The organism is Cupriavidus sp. FW305-27 (assembly GCF_058787995.1).
In genome coordinates this window covers 1-26,993 of the sequence record NZ_JBYTAG010000050.1, presented here as the reverse complement: position 1 = coordinate 26,993, position 26,993 = coordinate 1, and the positions used below count along the sequence as shown (strand labels likewise).

Here is a 26,993-nt window from a genome sequence, read left to right as displayed (position 1 = left end):
GAGCCACCATGCCCGCCACCACCATGCCCTACCGCCGCCTCGGCGCCAGCAACCTGCGCGTTTCGGCACTTTGCCTGGGCACCATGATGTTCGCCGACCAGACCGATGCGGCCGAAGCCGCCCGCATCGTCGCCAGCGCGCGCGACCACGGCGTGAACTTCATCGACACCGCCGACGTGTATACCAAGGGCGCGTCGGAGCAGATGGTCGGGCGCCTGCTGACCGCCAGCCGCCACGACTGGGTACTTGCCACCAAGCTGGGCAACGCGATGCAGGCGGCGCCCAATCACGGGCACTATTCGCGGACCTGGATCCTGCGCGCGGTGGAGGACAGCCTGCACCGGCTGGCGACGGACTACATCGACATTCTCTATCTGCACCGCGATTATCCCGGCGCGAACCTGGAAGAGGCGGTGCGGGCAATGGGCGACCTGGTGCGCAGCGGCAAGATCCGCTACTGGGCGGTGTCGAACTTCCGCGGCTGGCGCATCGCGGAGATCGCACGGCTGTGCGGCGAGCTGGGCGTGCCGCGCCCGGTGGCATGCCAGCCCTATTACAACCTGCTGAACCGGATGCCGGAGGTGGAGATCCTGCCGGCATGCGAGCACTACGGGCTGGGCGTGGTGCCCTACAGCCCGGTGGCGCGCGGCGTGCTGACCGGCAAGTACGCGCCCGGGCAGGCACCGGGCGAGGGTACGCGCGCCGGCCGCGCAGACCGCCGCATGATGGAAACCGAGTTCCGTGAAGAGTCGCTGCTGATTGCACAGCAGCTCAAGGCCCATGCCGAAGGGCGCGGGCTGACCCCGGGCCAGTTCGCCACGGCGTGGGTGCTGGCCAACCCGATTATCTCGTCGGTCATTGCCGGTCCGCGCACGCTCGCGCAATTCGAGGACTACCTGGGCGCGCCCGCTGCCGTCATCACGCCCGAGGAAGAATCGATGGTCGATGCGCTGGTGTCGCCGGGCCATGCCTCGACGCACGGCTACAACGACCCGGGCTATCCGTTCGGGGGGCGGCCCGTGGCACGCGCGCAGGCAGCCTGATGACCGTTTCGGACAGGGGCGCAATGTGGCTCAGGCGCTGCCTGGAGTGATGCCTGTATGCAACGGCACAATGCCCGCGCGTGCGCTTGCTGCAGGCTGCCTTTACTCCTACTAATATCAAGACAGGCGGCGCGCGGCGTGCGCGCGCCGCGAGAACATTGCGCTTCGAGCCGGTGCATGACAGCCCCTGCGCGCTGCATCGGCCCAACAGGGAAGCCCAAACGTGTCGCGTCGTGGCTGGATCTTCGCTGGCTTGGCGGTCGCCCTTGGTGGGGGCGCCTATGTTGTGTACAGCTTTGTCGCAAGCGAAGTGCACAACTCGCACTTGCAGGCGCGGCTGATCGGCAGCCTGGGGCAGCGGCTGACATTCGAGATCCTGCCGGGCGCCAGCGACAGCATCCGTTTCCCGCATTCCGGGCCCTATGACGCCCGCATGGGCTACGGCCAGGTGCCGCTGTTCGCGCAGCGGCTGGAGCAGCGCGGCTACGTTCCCGCCGAACAGGCGCGCATGTCGCCCGAGATGGTGCGGCTGATCGACGAAGGCCTGTTCACGCCCTACCGCGAGAAGAACCAGGCGGGCCTGCTGCTGCGCGACTGCAACGGGCTGACGCTGGCGTTCGAGCGTTATCCGCAGCGCCAGTACCCGGACTTCGGCACGGTGCCGCCGCTGCTGGTGAGCGCCTTGCTCTATGTCGAGAACCAGGGCCTGCTCAACCCGGAATACCCCAATATGAACCCGGCGCTGGACTGGCGCCGGCTGTCGCGCGCGGTGCTCGACCAGGTGATCCGGCTTGCCGACAAGTCGCATGACGCGCCCGGCGGCAGCACGCTGGCCACGCAGATCGAGAAATACCGGCACTCGCCCGAAGGGCGCACCGCATCGATCCCGGAGAAATTCCGCCAGATGGCGTCGGCGTCGCTGCGTGCCTACCTGGACGGCCCCGACACCCAGCGCGCGCGCGAGCGCATCGTGGTCGACTACCTGAACACGGTGCCGCTGTCGGCGCGCGCCGGCTTCGGCGAGATCAACGGCATCGGCGATGGGCTCTGGGTCTGGTATGGCGAGGACTTCGGCGAGGTCAACCGGCTGCTCAAGGAACTGGACCAGCACGCGCCCGAGCCGCGCCAGGCGCAGGCCTTCAAGCGCGCACTGTCGCTGATCATCTCGCAGCGCCGCCCGTCCTACCACCTGCGCCGCGATGACACCAACCTGGATGCGCTGACCGGCAGCTACCTGCGCCTGCTGGCGGCCAACAACGTCATCACCGCCGAGCTGCGCGACGTAGCGCTGGCGCAGCCGCTGGACAAGGCCGCGCCACCCCAGAGCCCGCCGCAGGAGCCCTTTGTCACGCGCAAGGCCGTCAACCGGGTGCGTGCCGATATCACCCGGCTCACCGGGGTGGAGAGCCGCTACGACATGGACCGGCTCGACCTGACCGTGGACAGCACCGTCAACCGCGAGGCGCAGCGCATCGTCACCGAAACGCTGCAGCGCGTGAACAACAAGGCCGATGCGCGCGCCATGGGCCTGTACGGCCACAACCTGCTGCGCGACCACGACGACCCGTCGAAACTGATGACGAGCTTCACGCTGTATGAGCGCGTGGGCAATGCCAGCGTGGTGCGGATCCAGGCCGACAATATCGACCAGCCCTTTGATATCAACAGCGGCGCGCGCCTGAACCTGGGTTCCACGGCCAAGCTGCGCACGCTGGTGACCTACCTGGAGATCATCAGCGAGCTGCACGCGCGCTATGCCGGCATGACCAGCGCACAGCTGGCCGCGGTGCCGCTGGCACGCCAGGACGCGCTCAGCCACTGGGCGGTCGATTACTTGCTTAAGGCGCGCAAGCCCGCGGAGCGCGAGCTGATGGCCATGCTCGATGCCGCCATGGAGCGCAAGTACTCCGGCGGCGCCGGCGAAGCCTTCTACACCGGCGGCGGCCTGCAGAGCTTCAGCAATTTCGAGCGTGAATCGGGCATGCGCAACCTGACGGTGCGGACCGCATTCCAGCACTCGGTCAACCTGGTCTTCATCCGCATGATGCGCGACATCGTGCGCTACGAGACCTTCCACGCCAGCCCGGACATTGGCGAGCTCTTCGATGACCGCGACGCGCCCGGCCGGCGCGCCTACCTGGAGCGCTTTGCCGACCAGGAGGGCAGCGCCTACATGACGAACTTCTACCAGCGCTACCGCGGCAAGAGTTCTGAGCTGCGCCTGGCCACGCTGCTGGGCCGCGTGCGCATGACTACGCCGCACCTGAATGCGGTGCGCATGTCGGTGACGCTGCTGAGCGCGCGGCCGCACCTGGACGAGGACAGCTACATCCGCATCATGCGCGCCCGCCTGGGCGACAAGCAGCTGGCCGGCGAAGACCTGAGCGCGCTGTACCGCAAGTACGGCAAGGACAAGTTCAACCTGAACGACCGGGGCTACCTGTCACGGGTGCATCCGCTGGAACTGTGGATGGTGGAGTACCTCGACCAGCACCCCGACGCGACGCTGGCAGAGATCCTGAAGGCCAGCACCGCCGAGCGCCAGGAAGTGTACAAATGGCTGTTCCGCACGCGCAGCAAGGCCGGCCAGGACAACCGCATCCGCACGCTGCTGGAGCAAGACGCCTTCACGCGGATTGCGCGGCGCTGGCAGCGGCTGGGCTATCCGTTCGATTCCCTGACGCCGTCGTACGGCAGCGCCATCGGTGCCGCGGGCGACCGGCCGGCCGCGCTGGCGGAGCTGGCCGGCATCCTGCTGGCGGGCGGCGTAGTCACGCAGAACACGGCGGTGCGCAGCCTGGCGTTTGCCGACGGCACGCCGTACGCCACGCGCTACGTGCTGCAGCCGGGTCCGGGCAAGCGGGTATTGCCGGCCGAAGTGGCCGAACTGGCGCGGCGCTCGATGCTGGATGTGGTGGAGCGCGGCACCGCCAGGTCGATCCGCGGCGCCTTCACGGTGCCCGGGCGCGACGGCGCCACGCTGGCGGTGGCGGGCAAGACCGGCACCGGCGACCAGCGCTACCAGGTCTATGGGCCGGGCGGGCGGCTGATTTCGTCGCGCTCGGTGAACCGCTCGGCCACCTTTGTGTTCACGCTGGGCGAGCGCTTCTTCGGCACCGTAGTGGTCAATGTGAGAGAACCCTATGCGGCGCGCTACAGCTTTACCAGCGCGCTGGCGGTGCGGGTCCTGCGGGCGGTCGCGCCGCAGGTGTCGGCGATGGCGCCGGGTGGCGACCGCCCGCTGCTGCGTTGCCATGATGCCGCGCCCGGCCTGCGTACGCCGCGCGTGCCCGCCATGGCCACGCCGGCCGACGCCGTGCCTGGCGCCACGCTGGCCCAGGGCCTCCAGAGCCTCCAGGGGCCGGCGCGCAGCGGCACGCCCAATACTGCCGCGGTACCGCAGGCGCCTGCCGCGCCCGAGGTACCGGCCCTGGCCGACGCGCAGGACGCCGCCGGCGTGCGCCGCGCCAGTCAGCCCTTGCGCCGGACCATGCCGTAGATCACCAGCAGCACGATCGCGCCAATCACCGACGCAATCCAGCCGGCCGGCTGGCCCGGCAGGTACCAGCCCATGGCGCGGCCGACGTAGCCTGCAGCCAGCGAGCCCAGCACGCCCAGGACGATGGTCATGATCCAGCCCATCTTGTCGTCGCCGGGTTTGACCGCCCTGGCGATCAGGCCGACGATAAGGCCAACGAACACGGTGCCAATGAATGCCATCATGATGCGCTCTCCCGGTAGTGGTCTGAGTCCATGCCGGCCGCAAGGGGCGGCCGGTTGCGCTTCATGATACACGCAGCAGTCTGGTGCGTATGACGCTCAAGTGACAAGCGCAGGCGCTGCCGTCAGGCCTGCGCCAGCCGGAACTGGCCGACCGCGTGATGCAGCGCATCGGCCTGGTCTTCCAGCGAGGCGGCGGCGGCCGCGGCTTCTTCCACCAGCGCGGCGTTCTGCTGCGCCATCTGGTCCATCTGCGACACCGCCTGGTTGACCTGCTCGATGCCGCCGGTCTGCTCCTCGGTAGCCGCGCGCATCTCGGCCATCAGGTCGGTCACGCGCTTGACCGCGCCGACGATCTCGTCCATCGCCTTGCCCGCGCTTTCAACCAGCACCGCGCCGTCATCCACGCGCTGCGCCGAGTTGCCGATCAGCGCCTTGATCTCCTTTGCAGCGGTGGCGCTGCGCTGCGCCAGCGTGCGCACCTCGCCGGCCACCACCGCGAAGCCGCGGCCCTGGTCGCCGGCACGTGCCGCTTCCACGGCCGCATTGAGCGCGAGGATGTTGGTCTGGAAGGCAATGCCCTCGATCACGCCGATGATGTCGACCACCTTGCCCGAGGCATTCTTGATCTCGCCCATGGTGTCCACCACCTGGCTGACGATGGTGCCGCCGCGCACCGCGATGTCCGATGCGCCTTCGGCCAGGTGGCTGGCCTGGCGCGCGTTCTCGGCGCTCTGGCGCACGGTGCTGGTGAGCTGCTCCATGCTGGCGGCGGTTTCCTGCAGCGACGCGGCCTGTTCTTCGCTGCGGCGCGACAGGTCGGCGTTGCCCGCGGCGATCTGCTTGGCCGCGCCCGCGATCGAATCGGCCGAGCCGCGGATGCTGCCGATTGCGCCGGTCAGGCGCGCCTGCATGCGATGCATCGCATAGAGGACGCTGTGCTCGTCGCCGGGGCGCACCTCTACCTGGCTGCCGAGGTCGCCTTCGGCAATGCGCCCGGCGATGTGCGCCGTGGTGGCAGGTTCGCCGCCCAGCTGGCGCTGCAGGCTGGCCGCCACGCGCACCATCACCAGCGACATCAGCAAGCCAACCCCCAGCAGGATGCCGAACGCCTTCATCAGTTCGGCGCGGAACGCCGCCTCGATGTCGTCCAGGTACAGGCCCGCGATGAAGTTCCAGTCCCACGGGCGGAAGTTGGCCACGTAGCTCAGCTTGGGCTGCGGCGCATCCGCGCCGGGCTTGGGCCACAGGTACTCGACGAAGCCCTTGCCAGGCCCTTTGCCGATCCCGGCGATTTCGCGGAAGAGGTAGACGCCGTTGGGGTCCTTGGTGCCTTCCATGGCCTTGCCGTTCATCTCCGGCTTGAACGGGTGCATCAATACCACGGTGTCCGAGCGCATCAGCGTGAAATAGCCATCGCTGCCGAAGCGCATCGCGCGCACGCGCTCGATGGCCTGATTCCTGGCCTCGTCCTGCGTCAGCTTGCCGGCCTTGGCCAGCGCCTCGTACTCGGCCACCACCGAGAATGCGGTGTCGGTGACGTGGGCCAGGTCCAGGCGCCGCTCTTCCATGCGTAGCGAGCGGATCTGCCACGCGTTCCACAGCGTGATGCCGAGCAGGCAGATCCAGCTCAGCACCAGCGGCAATAACAGCTTCTTCTTCAGGCTCAGGTTGTGCAGCATTGCTTCCACTCCTCCATATTCCGCGCTCTGCGCGTTTTCTTGTCGGCGACACGCCGGCGGCGTCATGCATCGGTGGCGCCTGTCGCATGCGTGTGAGTCATCGCCTTAACGGCGCAGGAGGCAACTAACTTGACTGGGTAATTTCACCCCTTCGGGTGATATGGTTGATTGGCTTACATGTGCCGTCTTGCTTGTGCGTTGCACATCTCTTCCAGCGAACCAGAGCGCCGCGGACAAGTGATCCGTCCCGCTGCTTCACGTTGTAATGCGCTGTAATCCAGCGCCGTCCCGGACCGTTTGCGATTTCAAATGCGAACGATTATCCTTCTCTCTTCCGCCAACCATTGTGCAGACAATGGCACGCCTGAGCCCGTGTGATGCGCGCAAGGGACGCTCCAGCTATCCGTACACAAGGCAAGACCGGGCCGCCACTTGGGCCGCGCCCGCCGACCAACCGCAATGACCGAAACCCAGCCGGCCTCCGGCCAACAGCGGCGTGCCTTCTGGCTCAAGCATCTCCACCAGTGGCACTGGATCAGTTCCGCGATCTGCCTGATCGGGATGCTGATGTTTGCCGTTACCGGCTTCACGCTCAACCACGCCGCACAGATCGAGGCCAGGCCCGCGGTCGAGACGCGCCACGCCACCATGCCCACGCGCGTGCTCGACAAGGTGCGGGCCGAAGCGCCGGCGGGCGATGCCCAGGGGCGTGAAAAGAAGGCGCCGGTGCCGCCGGTGCTGGCCGACTGGCTGGCGCAGGCGCTGGACATCGACGCCAGCGGGCGCGAGGCCGAATGGTCCGCCGACGAGATCTACGTGGCGCTGCCGCGTCCGGGCGGCGACGCCTGGGTCAGCCTGGAACTCGACAGCGGCGAAGCCCAGTACGAGAAAACCACGCGCGGCGCCATCTCCTACCTGAACGACCTGCACAAGGGCCGCAACACCGGCGCCGCGTGGAGCCTGTTCCTGGATGTGTTCGCGCTGGCATGCCTGGTCTTCAGCGTGACCGGCCTGTTCCTGCTCAAGCTGCATGCGGCCGGGCGCGTGGGGACCTGGCCGCTGGTGGGGCTGGGGCTGGTGGTCCCGGTGCTGCTGGCGCTCCTGTTTATCCATTGAGTCAACCGTTCCAACCGTTTTCCTTCCTGCATCCCACTGACGAGGTTTCTCCGATATGCGCCGACTGCTCACCGTCACCCTGACCGGCATGGCCGCGGTTCCCCTGGCCGGCCCCGCGCTGGCCGCGGACCTGAACGTCAAGGTCGAAATCCCGCGCCTGACCGTGGCCGAGTACCACCGCCCCTATGTGGCGATGTGGGTCGAGCGCGCCGACCAGAGCCCGGTGCAGACCCTGGCGGTCTGGTACGACGGCAAGCTCAGGGACGGCGAAGGCACCAAGTGGCTCAAGGACATGCGCCAGTGGTGGCGCAAGGCCGGCCGCGACCTGCACATGCCGGCCGACGGCATCTCCGGCGCCACGCGCGCGCCGGGCGAGCACGGCGTGAGCTTCAGCGACGACAAGGCGCCGCTGGGCAAGCTGCCCGCCGGCAACTACCAGCTGGTGGTGGAAGCCGCGCGTGAAGTGGGCGGGCGCGAGCTGCTGCGCGTGCCGTTCACGTGGCCGCCGCAAGCCGCACAGACCGCCCGCGCCAAGGGCGAACACGAACTCGGCGGCGTGACCGTCGAACTGAAGCCGTAATCCTTCCGGAGCCAGACGATGAAACCTTCCCTTATGTCCGCCGCATCTACCCGCATCGCCACCCGCGTGGCCGTGCTCGCCCTGGCCGCCCTGGCGCCGCTGGCCGCGCACGCGCACCGCCAGTGGCTGCTGCCGTCGGCTACCGTGCTGTCAGGCAGCGATCCGTGGGTGACCGTGGACGCCGCTGTCTCCAACGACCTGTTCTATTTCGAGCACGTGCCGATGCGGCTCGACAACCTGCAGGTGACCGCGCCCGATGGCAGCGCCGTCAAGGCCGAGAACGCTGCCACCGGCAAGTACCGCAGCACCTTCGACCTGCACCTGACCCAGCCCGGCACGTACCGCGTGGCGGTGGTCAACAACGGCCTGTTCGCCAGCTACAAGGTCGACGGCCAGGCCAAGCGCTGGCGGGGTTCGGCCGAGAACTTCGCCAAGGAAGTCCCGGCCAATGCGCAGGACCTGCAGGCCACCCAGGCCGAAGGCCGCATCGAATCCTTCATCACCGCCGGCAAGCCCAGCGACAAGGGCCTGCGCACCGCCGGCCGCGGCCTGGAACTGGCCCCGATCACGCACCCGAACGACCTGGTCGCGGGCGACACCGCCAGCTTCCGCATGCTGCTCGACGGCAAGCCCGCCAGCAACCTGAAGGTCTCGGTGGTGCCGGGCGGCATCCGCTACCGCGACCAGCTGCAGGAGTTCAGCGCCACCACCGACGCCGACGGCAAGTTCAGCGTCAAGTGGCCGGCCCCAGGCATGTACTGGATGGAAGCCGAGGTGAAGGACGACAAGACCACCTTCAAGCAGGCCAAATCGCGCCGTGCCGTCTATGCGGTGACGGTCGAGGTGCTGCCGCAATAAGCCGGTTGCCGGGTTTGAACCGCGTCCTGGTACCTGTTGCGCTGACCGCGCCCCCACAGCCGCCCGCAGCCGATATGCGGCTGCAGCGCTGGGGCGGCGCGACCATGGGCACGACCTGGTCGCTGGCGGCACTGCTGCCGCCGGCCACGGATGCGGACGCCATCGCCGCCGGCATCCAGGCCGTTCTGGATGGCGTGATCGCGCAGATGAGCAACTGGGAAGCGGATTCCGATCTGAGCCGTTTCAACGGCGCGGCACCCGGCAGCTGGCACGCGCTGCCTGAAGACTGCTTCATGGTGCTGCAATGCGCGCTGCAGGTGGCGCGCGACAGCGGTGGCGCCTATGACCCGAGCGCCGGTCCGCTGGTCGACCTGTGGGGCTTCGGCCCAGCACCGGCGCGCACCGCGCCGCCGTCGCCAGACGCGGTGCAGGCCACGCGCGGCCGCTGCGGCTGGGCCCGCATCGAAGTCGATGCCACGGGCCGGCGCGCCTGGCAGCCGGGCGGCGTGTCGCTGGACTTCTGCGCCATCGCCAAGGGCTTTGCCGTCGACGCGGTGGCAGGCTACCTGTGTGAGCAGGGCCTTGACCACCACTTGACGGAGATCGGCGGCGAACTGCGCGGCCATGGCGTCAAGCCCGACGGCATGCCGTGGTGGGTCGCGCTGGAGGCCCCGCCGGGGCTGGGCAGCGATGCCGCGGGGCAGACGCTGGTGGCACTGCACGGCCTGTCCGTCGCCACTTCCGGCGACTATCGCCGCTATTTCGACAGTGACGGTCGCCGCTACGCCCATACCATCGATCCGCGCACCGGCTATCCGGCCAGCCACGCGCTGGCCTCGGTCACGGTCATCCACGCGCAGTGCATGCTGGCCGATGCGCTGTCCACCGCGCTGACCGTGCTGGGCCCGCAGGCAGGCATGGCGCACGCGCGCCGCCACGGCATTGCCGCGCGCTTCCTGGTGCGCACGCCGGGCGGCTTCGACGAACAGCTGTCCCCGGCCTTTGCCGCGATGCTGGCATGAGCGCGAAGGCCATGCCGTCCGCCATCGCCGGCGCAAGCTGGCTTGCCGTTGCCGGCGGCGTCGCGCTGTCCGTGCTGGGGCCGTCGCGCATGGCCATGGCGGCCGGCGTGGTGGCCGCCTATGCGGGCTTCTGCAGCGCGGTGCTTGCCCACCATCGCCAGCGGCGCGTGCGCGTGGTGGCACTGGCTGGCACGGAAGAGGGCGCGACGCTGGTTGCCTATGCCTCGCAGACCGGGTTTGCCGAACAACTGGCGTTGCAGACCGCCAACGCGCTGCACGGCGCGGGGGTGCCGGTGCAACTGCTGTCGCTGGCCGATGTCGATGCGCGGCGCCTGCAGGCATGCCGCCAGGCGCTGTTTCTGGTCAGCACCACCGGCGAGGGCGACGCCCCCGACAGCGCGTCCGGTTTTGCGCGCCGCTTGCTGGCCGGCGCGGATGGCCTGCAGTCCTTGCGCTACGGCATCCTCGCGCTCGGCGACAGCAGCTACGCGCGCTTCTGCGCCTTCGGCCACGCGCTCGACGGCTGGCTGCAGCGTCACCGCGCGCAGCCGCTCTTTGACCTGGTCGAAGTCGACAACGGCGACGCCGGCGCGCTGCGCCACTGGCAGAACCACCTGTCGGCCCTGAGCGGCGGCGCGGAGATTGCCGACTGGGAACGCCCGCGCTATGACCGCTGGCGGCTCGCGCAACGCCGTCATCTGAACCCCGGCAGCCAGGGCGCGCCGGCATTCCACCTGTCGCTGGCGCCGCAGGACGATGCGGCAATGGACTGGCAAGCCGGCGACATCGCCGAGATCGGCCCGTGCCACGCGCCGGCCGAGGTTGAACGGCTGCTGGCGCGGCTTGGCCTCGACGGCGCCACACCGGTGCGCTGCGACGGCCGCGACGCCACGCTCGCCGAGGCGCTGGGCACACGCATGCCGCTGCCTGAGGCGCACTTCGCGGCGATGCAGGGCCTGCCGCCGCAGCAACTGGTGGACACGCTGCCGCCGCTGCCGCACCGCGAATATTCGATCGCCTCGCTGCCGCGGGACGGGCAACTCGAACTGCTGGTGCGGCAGACCCGCTACGACGACGGCCGCCTGGGCCTGGCCTCCGGCTGGCTGACCGAACACGCGGCCGTGGGCACCCGCATCGCGCTGCGCATCCGCACCAACCGCAGCTTCCACCCGCCGGCCGATGACCGGCCCCTGATCCTGGTCGGCAACGGCACCGGGCTGGCCGGGCTGCGCGCCCAGCTCAAGGCCCGCGCCGCGGCCGGGCGGCGCCGCAACTGGCTGCTGTTCGGCGAGCGCTCGGCGCAGCATGATGCGCTCTTTGCCGGGGACCTGGCCGCATGGCAGGCCGACGGCACGCTGCAGCGCGTGGACCATGCCTGGTCGCGTGACGGCGGCGCGCCGCGCTACGTGCAGGACGCCTTGCGCGCGCAGGGCGATACGGTGCGCCAATGGGTGGCGGACGGCGCCGCCATCTATGTCTGCGGCAGCCTGCAGGGCATGGCCGGCGGCGTCCATGACGCACTGGCCGGGATCCTCGGCGCAGACGCGCTGCGCCGGCTTGCCGACGACGGCCGCTACCGGCGCGACGTTTACTGAGCGAACCCGCAGCGGCACACGCCGTGCGGAGATCGGCCGCGCGGCTCGCGCGCTGGCTGGCGATGCACTATCTTCGGTGTGAACTGCAAGACATCTGCAGCCAATCACAACACCGAGGAGACCTGATGTTACGCACCCCCCGCCGCCTGGCCGCTGCGCTGGCCCTGCTCGCCACCACCATCCCGGCCGCCATGGCCGAAGCCCCCGTCCGCAACAACGTGCTGGCCGTGCCCGGCCTGGAAAAGCCCGCCAGCGTGCTGGTCGACCGCTGGGGCGTGCCGCATATCTATGCCGGCACGCTCTACGACGCCTTTTTCGTGCAGGGCTTCATGGCCGCGCGCGACCGCCTGTGGCAGATCGACCTGTGGCGCAAGCGCGGACTCGGCGAAATGGCCAGGGACTTCGGCCCGGCCTATGCCGATGGCGACCGCATGGCGCGCGCGGTGCTGTTCCGCGGCGACATGTACCGCGAATGGCTGGCCTATGGCTCCGACGCCAAGCGCGTGGCCGAGGCCTTCGTGGCCGGGGTGAACGCCTATGTGGCGCTGACCGAGCAGAAGCCCGAGCTGCTGCCGCCGGAATTCCGCAAGCTCAACTACAAGCCTGCGCGCTGGCGCGCCGACGATATCGTGCGCATCCGCCACCACGGCCTGACGCTCAACTTCACCGGCGAAGTCGAACGCGCCCAGCTCTATTGCCAGGCCAAACAGGACGCCCCGCGTGCCGACTGGCTGCGCCGCGAACTCGACCCGCAGATCGAGCCCAGGCTCAGCCCCGGCATCGACCCCTGCACGGCTCCCGCCGCCGAGCTGCGCCGCGCCTACGAACTGGCCACCGCCGCAGCGCGCTTCCCGAAAGAGGCGTGGGGCAATGCGCAGGCCGCCAGCATCCCGCTCGACCAGCTCTACGCACTGGTGGACCCCAACAGCGACGCCGGCCGCAGCCTCGGATCGAACAACTGGGTCATCGGCGGCAAGCGCACCACCACCGGCCGCCCGATCCTGGCCAACGACCCGCACCGCTCGCACGGCGCGCCCAGCCTGCGCTATATCAGCCACCTGAACGCGCCGGGGATGTCGGTGATCGGCGCGGGCGAGCCGTTCCTGCCCGGCATCTCGATCGGGCACAACGGCACCATTGCCTTTGGCCTGACGCGCTTCTACATGGACCAGGAAGACCTGTACGGCTACGAGCTCAATCCGGCCAACCCGCATGAGTACAAGTACAAGGGCCGCTGGGAACCGATGGAGAGCATCACCGAAGAGATCGTGGTCAAGGGCGAGTCCGCGCCGCGCAAGGTCACCATCGACTTCACGCGCCACGGCCCGGTGCTGGTTGCCGATGCCGGCCGCGCGCAGGCGTGGGCGCTGCGCGCCGCGTGGCTCGACTACGGCATGGCGCCGTACTTCGGTTCGATGGACTATATGCGCGCGCGCAACTGGGACCAGTTCCGCGCCGCCATGAACCGCTGGGGCGCGCCCGGCGAGAACCAGGTCTATGCCGATAGCAGCGGCAATATCGGCTGGATCCCGGGCGGGCTGACCGTCAAGCGGCCCAACTGGGACGGCCTCACGCCGGTGGCGGGCGATGGCCGCTACGAGTGGGCCGGCTACCGCAACATGGACGAGCTGCCGTGGGCCTACAACCCCGCGCCAGGCTACATCGTCACCGCCAACGAGAACAACATCCCGCCCGAGCACCCGGCCGCGAAACTTGGCGTGGGCTATGAATGGAGCGACAGCTCGCGCGCGCGCCGGCTCAAGGCCGTGGTGGGCGCCAATGCGCGCAGCTCGGTGCAGGACTCGATGGCGTGGCAGAACGACACCGTTTCGCTGCCGGCCCAGCGCGTGGTGGCGCTGCTGAGGGATGTGCGCAGCGACGACCCGCAACTGGCCCGCGGCCTGGACCTGCTGCGCGGGTGGGACGGCAACGAGCGTGCCGACAGCGCCGCTGCGGCATTGTTCGAAGTCTGGTTCAGCAAACACCTGCGCCAGGCCGTGGTGCGCGCCGCGCTGACGCCCGAAGCCGCACGCCTGGTCGGTGCCGGCGATGCCGCGCGCGTGGTGGCGGTGCTGGAGCAGCCCGGTCCGTGGATGCCGGTGGAGCGCCGCAATGCGGTGATGCTCGAATCGCTGAAGGCCGCCATGGCGGAAGCGGAAGGCAAGCTCGGCCCCGACCCGCGCGCATGGCGATGGGGCAAGCTCCACACCGCCGTGTTCACGCATCCGATGGACCCGATCCTGAGCGACGCGGAACGCCAGCAGTTCAACGTCAACGCCGGTCCGATCGGCGGCTCGGCCTTCACGCCGATGAACACCAGCTACCGCAATACCGACTTCCGGCTGACCGCGGGCGCGTCGTTCCGCATGGTGCTGGATGTGGGCAACTGGGATGCCTCGCGCGTGATCAACACGCCGGGGCAATCGGGCAATCCCGCCAGCCCGCATTACCGCGACCTGGCGCCGTTGTGGGCCAAGGGCCAGTATTTCCCGCTGGTGTATACGCGCAAGGCGGTGGAGAAGGCCAGCCGGGAGCGGTTGGAGTTGGTGCCGCAGTAAGTGGGACAACCCATGCGTTTGAAGTAGCCATCAAGCTTGGCGTACGCACCCCTCTCCCGCAAGCGGGCGAGGGGTGCAAACCGGCGGCGGCGCGTTTGCCGCCTTCCCTTACTTCAACATCTTCAACAGCGCCTGCGCCGCAGCATCAGACGATGCCGGATTCTGCCCCGTCACCAGCCGCCCCGCGACCACGACATGGCTGGCCCAATCCTCGCCACGCGTGAAGCGCCCGCCATTGGCCTTGAGCATATCCTCCACCAGGAACGGGACCACCTTGGTCAGCTGCACGGCTTCTTCCTCGCTGTTGGTGAAGCCGGTCACTTCCTTGCCCTTGACCAGCGGTTCCCCGTCCGCGCCCCTGGTATGGCGGAACACCGCCGGTGCGTGGCATACCGCTCCCACCGGCTTGCCGGCGCGGTCGAACTGCTCGATCAGCGCGGCCGAGCGCTTGTCTTCGGCCAGGTCCCACAGCGGGCCGTGGCCGCCCGGGTAGAAGATGGCGTCGAAGTCTTCCGCCTTCACCTGGTCCAGCGTCAGCGTGCTGGCCAGTGCGGCCCTGGCGGCCGGGTCACCCTGGAAGCGCCGGGTGGCGTCGGTCTGGGCGCCCGGATCGTCGCTTTTCGGGTCGATCGGCGGTTGGCCGCCCTTGGGCGAGGCCAGCGTGATGTCGGCGCCGGCGTCCTTGAAGACGTAGTAGGGCGCTGCGAATTCCTCCAGCCAGAAGCCGGTCTTCTTGCCGGTATTGCCCAGCTGGTCGTGCGATGTCAGCACCATCAGGATTTTCATTGTTCCGCTCCATGTCGGTTCACAGGCAGCCGGGCGAGAAATGCCTCGGCACTGGCACCATCCTAGGCAGCGGACTATGATTCGAAAACTTCTATTATTCGATCTCTGCTATCCAAAAAATGAATATCGGCAGCAAGGACCTGAACCTGCTGTACGTGTTCCACGTGCTGTATCAGGAGGGCAATGCCTCGCGCGCGGCCGGGCGCATGGCGCTGAGCCAGCCGGCGCTGAGCCACAAGCTCAACCGCCTGCGCGACGAGCTCGGCGATCCGCTGTTCGTGCGTGCGCCGCGCGGCCTGACGCCGACGCCGCGTGCGCACGCGCTGGCGCCACAGGTGCAGCGGCTGATCGGGGATCTCGACGCGTTCTATGATGCCTGTGCCGGCCACGACTACCTGGCGCGCAGCGAGCACCTGCACATCTACACCACCGACTACATGGAGCAGCTGCTGCTGCCCGCCCTGCTGCCGCGGCTGCGCAGCCAGGCGCCGGGCGTGGTGCTGGTCACGCACAACACGCGCGGCGAGCTGCCGCGCGAGGAACTGGAGAAGGGCACCTGCGACCTGGCGATCGCGGGTTTCTATGAGAACCTGCCCGATACCTTCCACCAGCAGCGGCTGTGCAGCGAGGACTTCGTGGTGCTAGCCTCGCGCGCCAATCCGCGCATCGCCGATGGCCTGGATCTCGACGCCTTCCTGGCGTGCGAACACCTGCTGACCACGCTGACCGGCGACCTCAACGGCGTGGTTGACCGTGCGCTTGCCCGGCAGGGGCACAAGCGCAGGGTGGTGGCGGGATTGTCGAGCTTCCTTGCGCCGAGCCGGCTGGTGCGCGGCACGGAACTGCTGCTGACCTGCCTGCGCTCGGTCGCGGAAGAGGCCGTGGCGCGCGACCCTGATCTGGTGCTGCTGCCGGTGCCGTTCGCGCTGCCCCACGTCGACATGATGCAGATCTGGCACGCGCGCACCGATGCCGACCGGCTGCGGCGCTGGCTGCGCCAGCAGATCCAGGAGGCGGCCAGCGCCATCAGCGCGGCCGAGCCGGCCGCGCGCAAGCCCCGCGTCAGGCGCGGTTGACCACCGGCAGCAGCGCGCCCTGCACCGCGCGCGCCGCATCCGAGGCCAGGAACAGGATCACGTCGGCCAGCGCATCCAGGCTGACCCAGCGCGCGGCATCGGCATCCGGCATGGCCTGGCGGTTCTCGGGCGTATCCAGCACGCTGGGCAGCACCGCGTTGACGCGGATGCCCTGGTCGCGCAGCTCTGCCGACATCGATTCGGTCACACGCGCCAGCGCGTCCTTCGAGGCGCAATAAGCGCTCATCTGCGCCAGCCCGCGCGCCGCCGAGTTGGCACCCACGTTGACGATGGCGCCGCCGCCGGCGGCCAGCATGTGCGGCACCACCGCGCGCGCCATGTTCAGCACCGTGCCCACGTTCATGTCGAACACGTGGTTCCAGGCCTCGGCGCTGGTTTCATGCACGCTTGGGCCCATGGCGAAGCCGCCGGCCAGGTTGCACACCACGTCGATGCGGCCGCATGACTGAACCGCTTGCGCGACGGCCTCGCTCAGCTTGGCGGCATCCAGCAGGTCCGCCTGCAGCGTGAGGTGGCCGGTGCCCGCTTCGGGCAGCGGCGCTGCATGCCGGTCCAGCAGCACCACGCGCGCGCCTGCCTGCGCGAAGGCCTGTGCCACGGCGCGGCCCAGGTTGCCGCGTGCGCCGGTGATCAATACGTTCTTGCCGTTGAAGTTCATTTGCGTGCTCCTGCGCCGTCGTGGCGCGCATGGTCGGGTCAGCATCGCCCGGGGGCCGGCTTTTACCATCGTGGGCCGGGGCGAAAAACGCAAGCCAGTCTACGCACCGCTCCCCAACATTTGCTTGCGAAATTGCCTCGGGCTAACCCTTGAACGGCACAGGAAGTTGCGCGCCACGCCGCGTCATTGCCGATTGCGCCGTGGCTTGCGCGCTGGCGTGGTGTCCGCGGGGGCGGCCGCCGCTTCCGCCGCCGCGGTCTGTTCAAGGAAGGCCACCAGCAGCCGCGCCGCCGGCGACAGCAGTTCCAGGTCGCGGAAGCAGATCGCAAAGCGCCGCCGCGCCCAGTCGTTGCGCAGCGGGATCACGCGCAGGCCGAAGGTAGGCGCGATCGGCGCGGCGATCTCGGCCGGGATGATGGTGATGCCCAGGTCGGCACGCACACAGCGCAGCGCAGCGTCGAAGGTCGAGACCACCGCGCGGTAGCCAATGCCGCGCCCGAGGATGGCCGCATAGCGCGTCAGCATGGTCTGCACCGCGGTCTGGGCGGGCATGCCGATATGGTCGTAGTCCAGCGTGTCCTCGAAGCGGCAGTCCTCGGCCTGCGCCAGCGGATGCGAGGCGTGGACCACTGCCGCGAGCTGGTCGGTGCGGTAGGGCCGGGTCTGGAAGCCTTCCAGGTCGGCCGCGTCCCAGCAGATGCCCAGCGGCGCCGAGCCCTCGCGCAGCGCTCGCACCACGTCACTGCTCAGGCTTTCCTCGATGGTCACGCGCACATCGCGGTTGGCCGGCTGCTGCAGGAAGGCGGCAATATCGTCCGGCAGCGATTCCGCCATTGAGGACACCGTCGCCAGCAGCCGCACCTGCCCGCGTATGCCTGCGCCGTAGTCGGCCATGTCGCGCGCGACGCGGTCCGCCGCCGCCAGCATGGCGCGCGCATGCGCCAGCACCATTTCGCCCGCGGGCGTCGGGATCACGCCGCGGCGGCGCCGCTCCAGCAGGGTTGCGCCAACCGTCCCTTCCAGTTGCGCCAGCCGCTTGCTGATGGCCGATGCCACGATGTGCTCCTGCTCGCCCGCACGCGCCATGTTGCGGGTTTCGCAGACGGCGACGAACAGGCGCAGGCTGGTGAGGTCGAGGTCTCGCATGGTAAGGGGCTGCGTGTTTCCGGAATGGAATGTTAAGCCCCTTTGGTTGCCGGTAATCATTCATCCGGGAATTTCTGGATGTAGCTGTGCGGCGCCCGGCAGACATTCCGGTTCGGAATGTTATCGTGCGCGAATCACCGCTTCAGCTCTTGGGCAGAAACTCATAGAGTTCTTCCGTCGCCCCACTGCGGGGCGCAAACCGGAAGCCCCTGAATCATGTCTGTTCCCTTTCCCCGCCACGCCGTTATCCGCGAAGTCGGATTGCGCGATGGCCTGCAGAGCATCCGCACCATCCTGCCCACGGCCAGCAAGGAAGCGTGGATCCGCGGCGCGTACGCGGCCGGTCTGCGCGAGCTGGAGGTGGGCTCGTTCGTGCCCGCGCACCTGCTGCCGCAACTGGCCGATACCGCGCAGCTGGTCGCGTTCGCGCGCACGCTGCCGGGTTTGTTCGTCTCGGTGCTGGTGCCGAACCTGCGCGGCGCGCAGGATGCGCTGGCCAGCGGCGCGGACCTGATGCTCGTGCCGCTGTCGGCCAGCCATGCGCACAGCCTGGCCAACCTGCGCAAGACGCCGGATGAAGTGGTGGCTGAAGTGGCGCGCATCCGCGCCGCGCGCGATGCCAGCGGCGCGAAGACGCTGATCGAAGGCGGTGTCGGCACCGCGTTCGGCTGCACGCTGCAGGGCCATGTCGATCCCGATGAAGTGCTGCGCCTGATGCAGGCGCTGCTCGATGCCGGCGCCGACCGCGTCAGCCTGGCCGATACCGTCGGCTATGCCGACCCGCACATGGTGCGCGAGCTGTTTGCGCGCGCCGTCGATATCGCCGGCGATCGGTTCTGGTGCGGCCATTTCCACGATACCCGCGGGCTTGGCCTGGCCAACGTCCACGCGGCGCTGGAAACCGGCGTGACCCGCTTTGACGCCTGCCTGGCCGGCATCGGCGGCTGCCCGCACGCGCCCGGCGCCAGCGGCAATGTCACGACCGAAGACCTGGCCTACATGCTCGGCAGCATGGGCATCGACACCGGCATCGATATCGGCCGCTTGCTGGCGCTGCGTGAAGACGTGGCTGGCTGGCTCAAGGACGAAACCCTGCACGGCACGCTGTGGCGCGCCGGCCTGCCCAAGACCTTCCCGGCCCAGCCTGCTGGCGCCGCTGCCTGAGACGCAAGATGACCCAAGACAACAGCAACTCCCTGCCGCTGGCCGGCATCCGCGTGGTCGAATTCACGCATATGGTGATGGGCCCCACCTGCGGCATGATCCTGGCCGACCTGGGCGCCGAGGTGATCAAGGTAGAGCCGCCCGGCGGCGACAAGACGCGCAACCTGCCGGGCCTGGGCATCGGCTTCTTCCGCGCCTTCAACCGCAACAAGAAGAGCGTGGTGCTGGACATCACCACCGAGGAAGGGCGTGCCGCCGCGGCCGAGCTGGCGGGCCAGAGCGACGTGCTGCTGGAGAACTTCCGGCCCGGCCTGATGCAGAAGCTGGGGCTGGACTACGCCACACTGTCGCGCGACTACCCGCACCTGATCTACGTCTCGCACAAGGGCTTCCTGCCCGGCCCGTACGAGAACCGGCTGGCGCTCGACGAGGTGGTGCAGATGATGGGCGGGCTGTCCTACATGACCGGCCCAAGCGGGCGGCCGCTGCGCGCGGGCACCTCGGTCAACGACATCATGGGCGGCATGTTCGGCGCCATCGGCGTGCTGGCCGCGCTGCGCGAGCGCGACCGCACCGGGCGCGGCCAGGAGATCCAGAGCGCGCTGTTCGAGAACTGCGTATTCCTGGCTTCGCAGCATATGCAGCAGTTTGCGATGACCGGCGAGGCGCCGCCGCCGATGCCGTCGCGCGTGTCGGCGTGGAGCGTGTATGACGTCTTTACGCTGGCCGGCGACGAGCAGCTGTTTATCGGCGCGGTCAGCGACAAGCAGTTCGCGACGCTGTGCCAGGTGCTGGAGCATCCGGAGCTTCTCGGCAAGCCCGAGTACGCCAGCAATGCCTCGCGCGTGGCGGTGCGTCCGCAACTGCTCGATGAGCTGGGCGCGATCCTGCGCCACCACCGCAGCGCAGAACTGGCGCCCAGGCTCGAAGCCGCCGGCATCCCCTATGCGCCGATCGTGCGCCCGGACCAGCTGCTCGACGATCCGCACCTGCTTGCCAGCGGCGGGCTGGTGCCGATGCAGGCCGACGACGGCTCGACCACGCCCACGGTGCTGCTGCCGCTGCTGATGGGCGGGCGCCGCCCGGGCGTGCGCCGGCCGCTGCCCAGGGCCGGCGAGCACAACGAAGAGATCCTGTTGCAGCTCGGCCAGGGCCGCGCCGGCTGACCGGTACCACGACGGGCATGCCGCGGCACAGCGGCAGCCCGCAAAGATCCTACGATAACGATACGGAGACAACCTCATGCACCCCCGTCGCATCCTTCTCAAGTCAGCGCTGGCGCTGGCCGCCACCGTGGCCGCCGCGCTGGCCGCGCCCGGCATCGGCGCGCTCGCGCAGGGCAATACCGGCAAACCGGTGCGCCTGATCCTGCCGATCAGCGCCGGTTCCGGCGTGGACACCATCGCGCGCGCGGCCGGTCCGGCCCTGGGCAAGGCCTTTGGCCAGCCGGTGGTGATCGAGAACCTGCCCGGCGCCGGCGGTATCACCGGGGCCGCAGCCGTGGTCAAGGCGCAGCCGGATGGCAGCACGCTCGGGCTGGTCTCGAACAACCATGTCATCAACCCGAGCGTGTTCCGCACCATGCCGTTCGATGCCATCAAGGACATCACCCCGATCAGCGTGATCGGCACCACGCCGCTGGTGCTTGTCGTGAATCCCAAGGTGCCGGCAAGGAACGTGAAGGAACTGGTGGCGCTGCTCAAGGCCAGGCCCGACGGCTACAACTACGGCTCGTCCGGCAACGGCACCATCATCCACCTGGCCGGGGAGATGTTCCTGGACGAGGCCGGCGTGAGTGCGCGCCACGTTCCGTACAAGGGCACGGGCCCGATGATGAACGACCTGATCGCCGGACAGGTGGAACTGGGCGTGGTTGCGCTCAACGCGGTGGCGCCGCACCTGAAGGCCGGCACACTGCGCGCGATCGGCGTGTGCGGCGACAAGCGCTCGTCCGCCGCGCCGGAGATCCCCACCATCGCCGAACAAGGCTTGCCCCACTACAACGTCGCCGGCTGGTTTGCCGTGGTCGGCCCCGCCGGCATGCCGCCGGCAGAGGTAAAGCGCGTGCATGACGCATTTGCCAGGGCCTTCACCTCGCCCGAAGTGCTGGAGGCCATGAAGAAGCAGGCCACCGTGATCGAGCCCGGCACACCCGAGGCGGCCGCCAGCTTCTTCCGCAGCGAGGCCACGCGCTACGCCGCACTGGTGAAGAAGGCCAACGTCAAGGTCGAATAGCGGCGGCTGGGCTGAACCATCGGGCGCGGCCTGCAGGCCGCGCGGCGAACGCCTAGAATGCAGCATCGCCCCCGTGACGATGCCCTGCAGGAGGACGCGCCATGACCGACAAGCCAGTCAGGATCCCCGGCCCCGACCACCCGATCACCATCACGCCGACGGCCGGCAGGGTGGTGGTCAGGGTGGCGGGCATTGCCATTGCGGACAGCGACGCGGCGCTGACCCTGCAAGAGGCGACCTACCCGCCGGTGCAGTACATCCCGCGCGAGCATGTCGACTTGGCGCAGCTGGAGCGTACCGCGCACACGACGTACTGCCCATACAAGGGCGATTGCAGCTACTTCTCCATCCCCGCCGGCGGCGAGCGCGCGCGCAATGCGGTGTGGAGCTACGAGACGCCTTACCCCGCGGTGGCGGCGATCGCCTCGCACCTGGCCTTCTACCCGGACCGCGTCGACAGCATCGAGATTCTCGGCGCCTGAGCGCGCGCCGCCCGGCATGGCGGCATATCCATCTGCGAAACCATTCGTTCCTGATCGGGGCGCGCACCGCTATCGTCTGCCCATCCAGACTTCAGTGAGTGCCTTCCATGTCCTTCCGTTCCTTCCTGCTGCGCGGCGCCATCGTCGCCGGCGTTGCCGTCATGGCCTCCGGTACCGCGCTGGCGGATCGCCTCGACGATATCCGCAAGGCCGGCGTGCTGCACGTGGGCGTGTTCGATGCCAACCCGCCGTTCGGCTTTGTCGATCCGAAGACGCATGCGCCAGCGGGCCTGGATGTCGACTATGCCAACGAGATTGCCAGCCGCCTTGGCGTCAAGGCGGAGTTCCGCGCCACCAACCCCGCCAACCGCATTCCGCTGCTGGCCTCGCAGAAGGTGGATATCGTCGCGGCCAACTTCACCATCACCGATGAACGCCGCCAGCAGATCGGCTTCTCCACGCCTTACTTTGCCAGCGGGCTGCAGTTCATCGCAAGGAAGGGGGCGCTGCGCCAGCCCGATGAACTGAAGGCCTGGCGCCTGGGCGTGGACAAGGGCACCACGCAGGAAACCACGCTGCGCCAGCGCTACCCCGACGCGCGCGTGATCGCCTATGACGATTCGCCGCTGGCGCTGCAGGCGCTGCGCACCGGCGCGATCCAGGCCTTTGCGCAGGACGGCGCCAAGCTCGGCGCGCTGCTGGCCACGCTGCCCAACCGCGACCAGTTCGAGATCTCGCCCTTCACGCTGACGCGCGAATACATGGGCGTGGGCGTGCCCAAGGGCGAGGAGCGCCTGCAGGCCGCCATCGACCAGATCCTGCTGGAGCTGGAGAAGAGCGGCACGGCGGCGCGCATCTACGACAAGTACTTCGGGCCGAAGAGCCAGGCGCCGCTGGCGCGCGACTTCACCATCGGCAGCACGGTCAAGTAAGCACGCCACAGCCTGATCGCCCCTGACCCATGGTTTCCATTCTCTGGCAGTCGTTGCCGGCCAAATACCTGCACTGGCTGCTCGGCGGCTTTGCCATGACGGTGGCGCTGTCGCTGGCGGTGTTCCTGCTCGGCTGCGCGCTGGCCGCAGCCTGGCTGGCGCTGCGCAGGGTGCCGTGGCGCCCCGTGGCCATCGCGGCCAATGCGGTGATCGGGCTGCTGCGCAAGACGCCGCTGCTGGTGCAGCTGTTCTTCTGGTACTTCGGTGCCGCGCAATTGCTGGGCGATGCGGCCATCGGCGCGATCTCGGACTGGCGCGGCCTCCAGATGTGTGCCGTGGCCATTCCCGCGCCGTCGCTGGAAGCGCTGGCCAGCGTATTCGGCATCGCCCTGTATGCCAGCGCCTTCTATGCGCAGGAACTCGAAGCCGGAATCGCCGCGGTGCCGCGCGGGCAGTTCGCCGCGGCGCTGGCGCTGGGCTTCGCGCCGCGTGCCGCGTGGTGGCGCATCGTGCTGCCGCAGGCGCTGCGGATTGCGGCGCGGCCGATGGTGGGGCAGTTTTGCCAGACCATCAAGAACACCTCGCTGGCCATGGCGATCGGCTTTGCCGAACTCTCTTACACCGCGCGCCAGGTCGAGACCGATACGCTGATGGCCTTCCAGGCTTTCGGCATTGCCACGCTGCTCTATGCGGCGTTGATCCTGTCGCTGCAGGCGGTGGCGCCGGCCTTGCTCAGGCGCCTCGGCTGGACCGGAGCACGTCATGCCTGATGGGATGGCAAGCCTGCCGGCGGGCCTGGCGCTGGTATGGGGCCAGCTGCCCTACTTGCTCAAAGGCGCTTTCCCCGAGGGCCCGCTGGCCGGCGCGGCGCTGACGCTGTGGATAGCGGCGCTCGCCTGCGCCGGCGCCACGGTGCTGGGCATTGCGCTGGCGCTGCTGCTGGAGCTTGCGCCATCCAGCGTCACGCGCGTGCTGCGCGCCGTGCTGGCGTTGCTGCGCGCGGTGCCGGTGCTGATGCTGATCTTCTGGACTTACTTCTTGCTGCCGATGCTGGCCGGCGTGCAGGTCAGCGAAGTGCTGACCGTGGTGCTGGCGCTGGCACTGGTGGGCGCCGCGTTTATCGCGCAGAGCCTGCACGCGGGAATTGCCGCGATCGGCGCGGGCCAGCGCCAGGCGGCGCTGGCGCTGGGCATGTCGCGCACGCAGGCACTCTGGCATGTGGTGCTGCCGCAGGCGCTGCGCGCCATGCTGCCGTCCCTGGCCAACACCTGGGTGGCGCTGACCAAGGATACGTCGCTGGCTTATATCGTCGGCGTCAGTGAGCTGTCGACACTGGCCACGCAGGTCAATGGCCGCAGCATGAGCTATGCGGCGGAAGTGTTCGCAGCGGTTGCGCTGCTCTACTTCGTGCTGTGCGTGATGATCGAGGCGGGTGCCGCTGCGGCGCTGCGCCGCCTGCAGGGATCGCACCGGCGCGGCAGGGCCGAGGTCGCGGTGGCGCGCCAGGCCATGGCGCAGTCTGCAAGGGCCGGTGCCCCGATGCTCTGACATCGGCAAAGGCGGGTGCCCCGCGGCTGCCGCCATCCTTGCAATCCCCGCAAGCTTCGCCTTACATGAAGGCTTGCTGTTGCGGCCCGCCCCCACGCAACTCGCCTTGTCTTGCGCGCCGCCACGCCTGTCCAGATCCATTGCGGCACCCACCCGGCTGGAGGCACCATCATGCTCGGACTCACGCAGCTTGGCATCATCCATACCCTGATCAGTCTGGCGAGACTGGCCTGCGGCCTGGTGGCGCTCTCGAGCACCGGCATGGTGCGCCTGCATACCCGGCTCGGACTGGCCTATGTCATCGGCACCGTGCTGAGTTGCCTGACCGGGTTTGGCATCTTCCAGCACGGCGGATTCGGCAAGCCCCATGTGCTGGGCATCGTCACGCTGCTGGTGCTGGCGGTCGCGGTCTGCGCGGCACGCGGTGCATTCGGGCGCATGAGCCGCTACGTGGAGGTGGTGTCGCTGTCGCTGACGGTGTTCTTCCACTTCATCCCGGGCCTGACCGAGACCGGCACGCGCCTGCCGGTGGGCAATCCGGTCTTTGCCAATGCGGAAGCGCCGGAACTGAAGGGGATCGTCGGCGTGCTGTTCCTGGTATTCCTGGCGGGGGCGGTGCTGCAGGTGCGCTATCTGCGACGCGAGCCAGGAGCAGGCGCAGGTTCGTTCCCGGGCCGGATAGCGTGACTGCCGGGCGGCCTAGGGGCCGAGTGCCGCGTCTATCATGGCCACGGCCAGCCCGACCAGCAGCGCAAGCGCCGACGCGATGAACCATCGCACGGTCTTGCGGTATTCATCCACTGCATCGTCCTCGATGCGCAGCGCGCGGTAGAGCGCCACGATCTGCAGCGACACCGCGGCCAGTAGCGAGACCGCGGCGAACAGCGCGCGCAGGTTCCAGTGGCCGGGACTCTCGAAGCCCCAGAACCGCCAGAACGCCAGCGAGAAGCCGAGCAGCACCGTGATCGCGGTGATGATGCCCTGGCGGTAGCCGTTGGGCACCAGTTGCGGCGCGGGCTTGGGCGGAGCCGCTGGCTCGGGAGCAATCATCATGGGGCTCCGTGATCGTGTTGCGTGGCCACAGCCCTGCCGGCACGCCGCGGGCTCAGCTTCGGTTCTCCGGCAACTGCACCACGGCCAGCGTGGCATCGGCAGTACCGACGACCCTGCTGACATGCCCCTTGCCCGTGGTGTCTTCCAGCAATAGCGCACTGCCCGCCGACAGCGGCCGGCGCTCGCCATCGCTGGCTTCGAACTCCATCGCACCAGCCAGCACGAAAATCCACATGCGCAGCGGCGACGGGTGCAGTGCGCCCACCCAGCCGGCCGGCACCAGCAGGAAGCCCTGCCGCGCGGCTTCGTCCAGCGGCGACACCCAGAAGGCGCGCGCGGGCGGCGCGAACAGGCGCTCGGTGATGGCAACGGAAATGGGGCCGAAGTGGGATTCGCCGGCGGCATCCGCGTAAAGCCGTTCGAAGGCCAGCGGTGGACGGGCGGTTGTGACGGGTTCTGCAGCGACAGCCATGGCGCACCTCCCTGCGGCGCATTGCGCGCGGCATTGTTATGCAGCCAGTCTAGGTTGCCGGGCGCGGAGTGCAATGCCGGCCATGAGGCGCCCGCTGGCGCCCCCGCACCGTGCTTCAACCCTTGCTGAAGATGCTGTAGAAGTCCGGCGCGCCGCTGTCGGGCACGCTCAGGTCGAGCGAACCCTCGATGTGTTCCAGGTGTTCCGCCATCAACGCGCTGGCGCGCGCGGCGTCGCGCTGCTCGATGGCGTCGGTCAGCTGGCGGTGCTCATGCTCGGCGCAGGCCGGTGCGCCGGGGCGGTCATACAGCGTGATGATCAGGCAGGTCAGTGACACCATCTCGCGGATCAGCTTTTCGAGGATGGCATTGCCGGCCATCTCCGCCAGCAGGATATGGAATTCCCCCGACAGGCGGATCATCGCGGCGCGGTCGCCGCGCGCGCGCGCGTTGTCTTCTTCCATGGCATGGCGGCGCAGGCTGCGGACTTTGGCCGGCGTGGCACGCTGGGCCAGTTCGGCCGCCAGCGCGGGCTCGACCACGCGGCGCGCCTGGAACACCTCGCGCGCCTCGTCCACCGTGGGGCTGGAGACAAAGGCGCCGCGATTGGGCACCAGCGTGACCAGCTTCTCATGCGCCAGGCGCGCGAAGACCTGGCGGATGCGGGCCCGGCTGGCGCCGGTCACTTCGCACAGCCGTTCCTCGACCAGCTTGGTGCCGGCCAGCAGGCGATGCTCCATGATCGCGGTCAGCAGGCTGAGGTAGATGGCCTCGGTGGCGGAAGCTTCGCTGGCGGCGGCCTCCGGGCCGGCGCTTTCCTCCGGTGCGGCATTGGCGGCGGCCTTGGGTGCCGTTTTCAGGGTTGCCTTGGACGCGGGCCGGCGCGGCGTTTTTGCTGCCGCGCCGGGCGCCGCCTTCTTCGATGTGGTTGCCATATCAGGGGACGGACATTTCAGCCTGTCGCCGGAACTGGCGACGAAAGACGGCTATATCGTACACAAATATGGCGACACGGACGGCATTTGTCAGGCCGGGGCAACTTCCTCGGGCATCGTGCCCACGGCTGCGGCATCGCCCGCGGCTTGGAACGGGTGCACCTGCGCCCAGTGGCGGGCGATATCGACACGGCGGCAGATCCACACCTTGTCGTGTCCCTGCACATAGTCGAGAAAGCGCTGCAGCGCGCGGAAGCGGCCCGGGCGGCCGAGCAGGCGGCAGTGCATGCCGATCGACAGCATCTTGGGGCT

25 protein-coding genes and 1 pseudogene are annotated in these 26,993 nt (G+C 68.9%); 17 read left to right on the top strand and 9 right to left on the bottom strand.

The genetic code is table 11. The features are described 5' to 3' along the window. The first annotated feature begins 8 nt into the window (after window positions 1-8). Together AC3WRI_RS22555 and AC3WRI_RS22550 are read left to right on the top strand one after the other, a co-directional pair. Window positions 9-1,043, top strand: coding sequence for an aldo/keto reductase (locus AC3WRI_RS22555; protein ID WP_010810784.1), 1,035 nt, complete (start codon window positions 9-11; stop codon window positions 1,041-1,043). A 223-nt stretch (window positions 1,044-1,266) separates the two neighbouring features. Beyond that, entirely contained in the window at window positions 1,267-4,542 is a 3,276-nt protein-coding gene (locus AC3WRI_RS22550) for a transglycosylase domain-containing protein (protein ID WP_011617925.1), read from the top strand. Here the strand turns inward: AC3WRI_RS22550 and AC3WRI_RS22545 are convergent. Both AC3WRI_RS22545 and AC3WRI_RS22540 read right to left on the bottom strand, forming a co-directional pair. Next, the gene (locus AC3WRI_RS22545) at window positions 4,515-4,766 is read right to left on the bottom strand and encodes a GlsB/YeaQ/YmgE family stress response membrane protein (RefSeq protein ID WP_011617924.1); all 252 of its coding nucleotides are present in this window, start codon (window positions 4,764-4,766) and stop codon (window positions 4,515-4,517) included. The genes AC3WRI_RS22550 and AC3WRI_RS22545 overlap by 28 nt on opposite strands. Window positions 4,767-4,888: 122 nt before the next feature. Next, window positions 4,889-6,445, bottom strand: coding sequence for a methyl-accepting chemotaxis protein (locus AC3WRI_RS22540; RefSeq protein WP_011617923.1), 1,557 nt, complete (start codon window positions 6,443-6,445; stop codon window positions 4,889-4,891). Between the two features lie 459 nt (window positions 6,446-6,904). On the opposite strand from AC3WRI_RS22540, the gene AC3WRI_RS22535 reads away from it, so the two are divergent. The 6 genes from AC3WRI_RS22535 to AC3WRI_RS22510 all read left to right on the top strand — a co-directional run bounded on the left by AC3WRI_RS22535 (window position 6,905) and on the right by AC3WRI_RS22510 (window position 14,174). Beyond that, window positions 6,905-7,561, top strand: a complete 657-nt coding sequence (locus AC3WRI_RS22535) for a PepSY-associated TM helix domain-containing protein (protein WP_011617922.1) — start codon at window positions 6,905-6,907, stop codon at window positions 7,559-7,561. Between the two features lie 55 nt (window positions 7,562-7,616). After that, window positions 7,617-8,141: a DUF2271 domain-containing protein gene (locus AC3WRI_RS22530; RefSeq protein WP_010810779.1), complete on the top strand. Its 525-nt coding sequence runs from the start codon at window positions 7,617-7,619 to the stop codon at window positions 8,139-8,141. Between the two features lie 18 nt (window positions 8,142-8,159). Continuing rightward, on the top strand, window positions 8,160-8,999 hold the full coding sequence (locus AC3WRI_RS22525) for a DUF4198 domain-containing protein (RefSeq protein WP_011617921.1): 840 nt from the start codon (window positions 8,160-8,162) through the stop codon (window positions 8,997-8,999). Window positions 9,000-9,013: 14 nt separating this feature from the next. Further along, the gene (locus AC3WRI_RS22520) at window positions 9,014-10,021 is read left to right on the top strand and encodes an FAD:protein FMN transferase (protein WP_492294118.1); all 1,008 of its coding nucleotides are present in this window, start codon (window positions 9,014-9,016) and stop codon (window positions 10,019-10,021) included. Between the two features lie 11 nt (window positions 10,022-10,032). Beyond that, the gene (locus AC3WRI_RS22515; RefSeq protein WP_492294119.1) at window positions 10,033-11,616 is read left to right on the top strand and encodes a sulfite reductase subunit alpha; all 1,584 of its coding nucleotides are present in this window, start codon (window positions 10,033-10,035) and stop codon (window positions 11,614-11,616) included. Window positions 11,617-11,741: 125 nt separating this feature from the next. Then, a complete protein-coding gene (locus AC3WRI_RS22510; RefSeq protein ID WP_492294116.1) occupies window positions 11,742-14,174 on the top strand; it encodes a penicillin acylase family protein in 2,433 nt (810 codons plus the stop codon). Between the two features lie 108 nt (window positions 14,175-14,282). Here the strand turns inward: AC3WRI_RS22510 and AC3WRI_RS22505 are convergent, their stop codons facing one another. Then, the gene (locus tag AC3WRI_RS22505) at window positions 14,283-14,960 is read right to left on the bottom strand and encodes a type 1 glutamine amidotransferase domain-containing protein (RefSeq protein ID WP_439669474.1); all 678 of its coding nucleotides are present in this window, start codon (window positions 14,958-14,960) and stop codon (window positions 14,283-14,285) included. Window positions 14,961-15,079: 119 nt separating this feature from the next. Here AC3WRI_RS22505 and AC3WRI_RS22500 point away from each other — a divergent pair, with 119 nt between their 5' ends. Then, window positions 15,080-16,036: a LysR family transcriptional regulator gene (locus AC3WRI_RS22500; RefSeq protein WP_492294114.1), complete on the top strand. Its 957-nt coding sequence runs from the start codon at window positions 15,080-15,082 to the stop codon at window positions 16,034-16,036. Here the strand turns inward: AC3WRI_RS22500 and AC3WRI_RS22495 are convergent. Both AC3WRI_RS22495 and AC3WRI_RS22490 read right to left on the bottom strand, forming a co-directional pair. After that, window positions 16,023-16,715 (bottom strand): SDR family NAD(P)-dependent oxidoreductase, encoded by a 693-nt coding sequence (locus AC3WRI_RS22495; protein ID WP_011617917.1) that lies wholly within the window; start codon window positions 16,713-16,715, stop codon window positions 16,023-16,025. The genes AC3WRI_RS22500 and AC3WRI_RS22495 overlap by 14 nt on opposite strands. Window positions 16,716-16,898: 183 nt before the next feature. After that, on the bottom strand, window positions 16,899-17,861 hold the full coding sequence (locus AC3WRI_RS22490; RefSeq protein WP_011617916.1) for a LysR family transcriptional regulator: 963 nt from the start codon (window positions 17,859-17,861) through the stop codon (window positions 16,899-16,901). Window positions 17,862-18,077: 216 nt separating this feature from the next. Here AC3WRI_RS22490 and AC3WRI_RS22485 point away from each other — a divergent pair, with 216 nt between their 5' ends. From AC3WRI_RS22485 to AC3WRI_RS22450, 8 genes are all read left to right on the top strand, one after another. Continuing rightward, window positions 18,078-19,025, top strand: a complete 948-nt coding sequence (locus AC3WRI_RS22485; protein WP_011617915.1) for a hydroxymethylglutaryl-CoA lyase — start codon at window positions 18,078-18,080, stop codon at window positions 19,023-19,025. An 8-nt stretch (window positions 19,026-19,033) separates the two neighbouring features. Next, on the top strand, window positions 19,034-20,191 hold the full coding sequence (locus AC3WRI_RS22480) for a CaiB/BaiF CoA transferase family protein (RefSeq protein WP_011617914.1): 1,158 nt from the start codon (window positions 19,034-19,036) through the stop codon (window positions 20,189-20,191). Between the two features lie 76 nt (window positions 20,192-20,267). Next, on the top strand, window positions 20,268-21,260 hold the full coding sequence (locus AC3WRI_RS22475; RefSeq protein ID WP_011617913.1) for a tripartite tricarboxylate transporter substrate binding protein: 993 nt from the start codon (window positions 20,268-20,270) through the stop codon (window positions 21,258-21,260). 101 nt (window positions 21,261-21,361) lie between these two features. Next, window positions 21,362-21,742: a DUF427 domain-containing protein gene (locus tag AC3WRI_RS22470; protein WP_011617912.1), complete on the top strand. Its 381-nt coding sequence runs from the start codon at window positions 21,362-21,364 to the stop codon at window positions 21,740-21,742. 107 nt (window positions 21,743-21,849) lie between these two features. Next, on the top strand, window positions 21,850-22,674 hold the full coding sequence (locus tag AC3WRI_RS22465; protein ID WP_010810766.1) for an ABC transporter substrate-binding protein: 825 nt from the start codon (window positions 21,850-21,852) through the stop codon (window positions 22,672-22,674). Between the two features lie 29 nt (window positions 22,675-22,703). Then, window positions 22,704-23,444: an ABC transporter permease subunit gene (locus tag AC3WRI_RS22460; RefSeq protein ID WP_011617911.1), complete on the top strand. Its 741-nt coding sequence runs from the start codon at window positions 22,704-22,706 to the stop codon at window positions 23,442-23,444. Beyond that, a complete protein-coding gene (locus AC3WRI_RS22455) occupies window positions 23,437-24,222 on the top strand; it encodes an amino acid ABC transporter permease (RefSeq protein WP_136227892.1) in 786 nt (261 codons plus the stop codon). The genes AC3WRI_RS22460 and AC3WRI_RS22455 overlap by 8 nt, the downstream gene beginning before the upstream one ends. Before the next feature lie 171 nt (window positions 24,223-24,393). Then, window positions 24,394-24,909: a DUF2306 domain-containing protein gene (locus AC3WRI_RS22450; RefSeq protein WP_492294112.1), complete on the top strand. Its 516-nt coding sequence runs from the start codon at window positions 24,394-24,396 to the stop codon at window positions 24,907-24,909. Window positions 24,910-24,921: 12 nt separating this feature from the next. Here AC3WRI_RS22450 and AC3WRI_RS22445 read toward each other — a convergent pair whose 3' ends face one another. From AC3WRI_RS22445 to AC3WRI_RS22430, 4 genes and pseudogenes are all read right to left on the bottom strand, one after another. Continuing rightward, complete coding sequence (locus AC3WRI_RS22445; RefSeq protein WP_037024831.1) at window positions 24,922-25,272, bottom strand: hypothetical protein; 351 nt, start codon at window positions 25,270-25,272, stop codon at window positions 24,922-24,924. Between the two features lie 55 nt (window positions 25,273-25,327). Beyond that, window positions 25,328-25,747: a cupin domain-containing protein gene (locus tag AC3WRI_RS22440; protein ID WP_010810761.1), complete on the bottom strand. Its 420-nt coding sequence runs from the start codon at window positions 25,745-25,747 to the stop codon at window positions 25,328-25,330. Between the two features lie 115 nt (window positions 25,748-25,862). Beyond that, window positions 25,863-26,681, bottom strand: a complete 819-nt coding sequence (locus AC3WRI_RS22435; protein ID WP_011617908.1) for a GntR family transcriptional regulator — start codon at window positions 26,679-26,681, stop codon at window positions 25,863-25,865. Between the two features lie 90 nt (window positions 26,682-26,771). Beyond that, window positions 26,772-26,993, bottom strand: a pseudogene (locus AC3WRI_RS22430) (allantoinase); the annotation flags it as partial.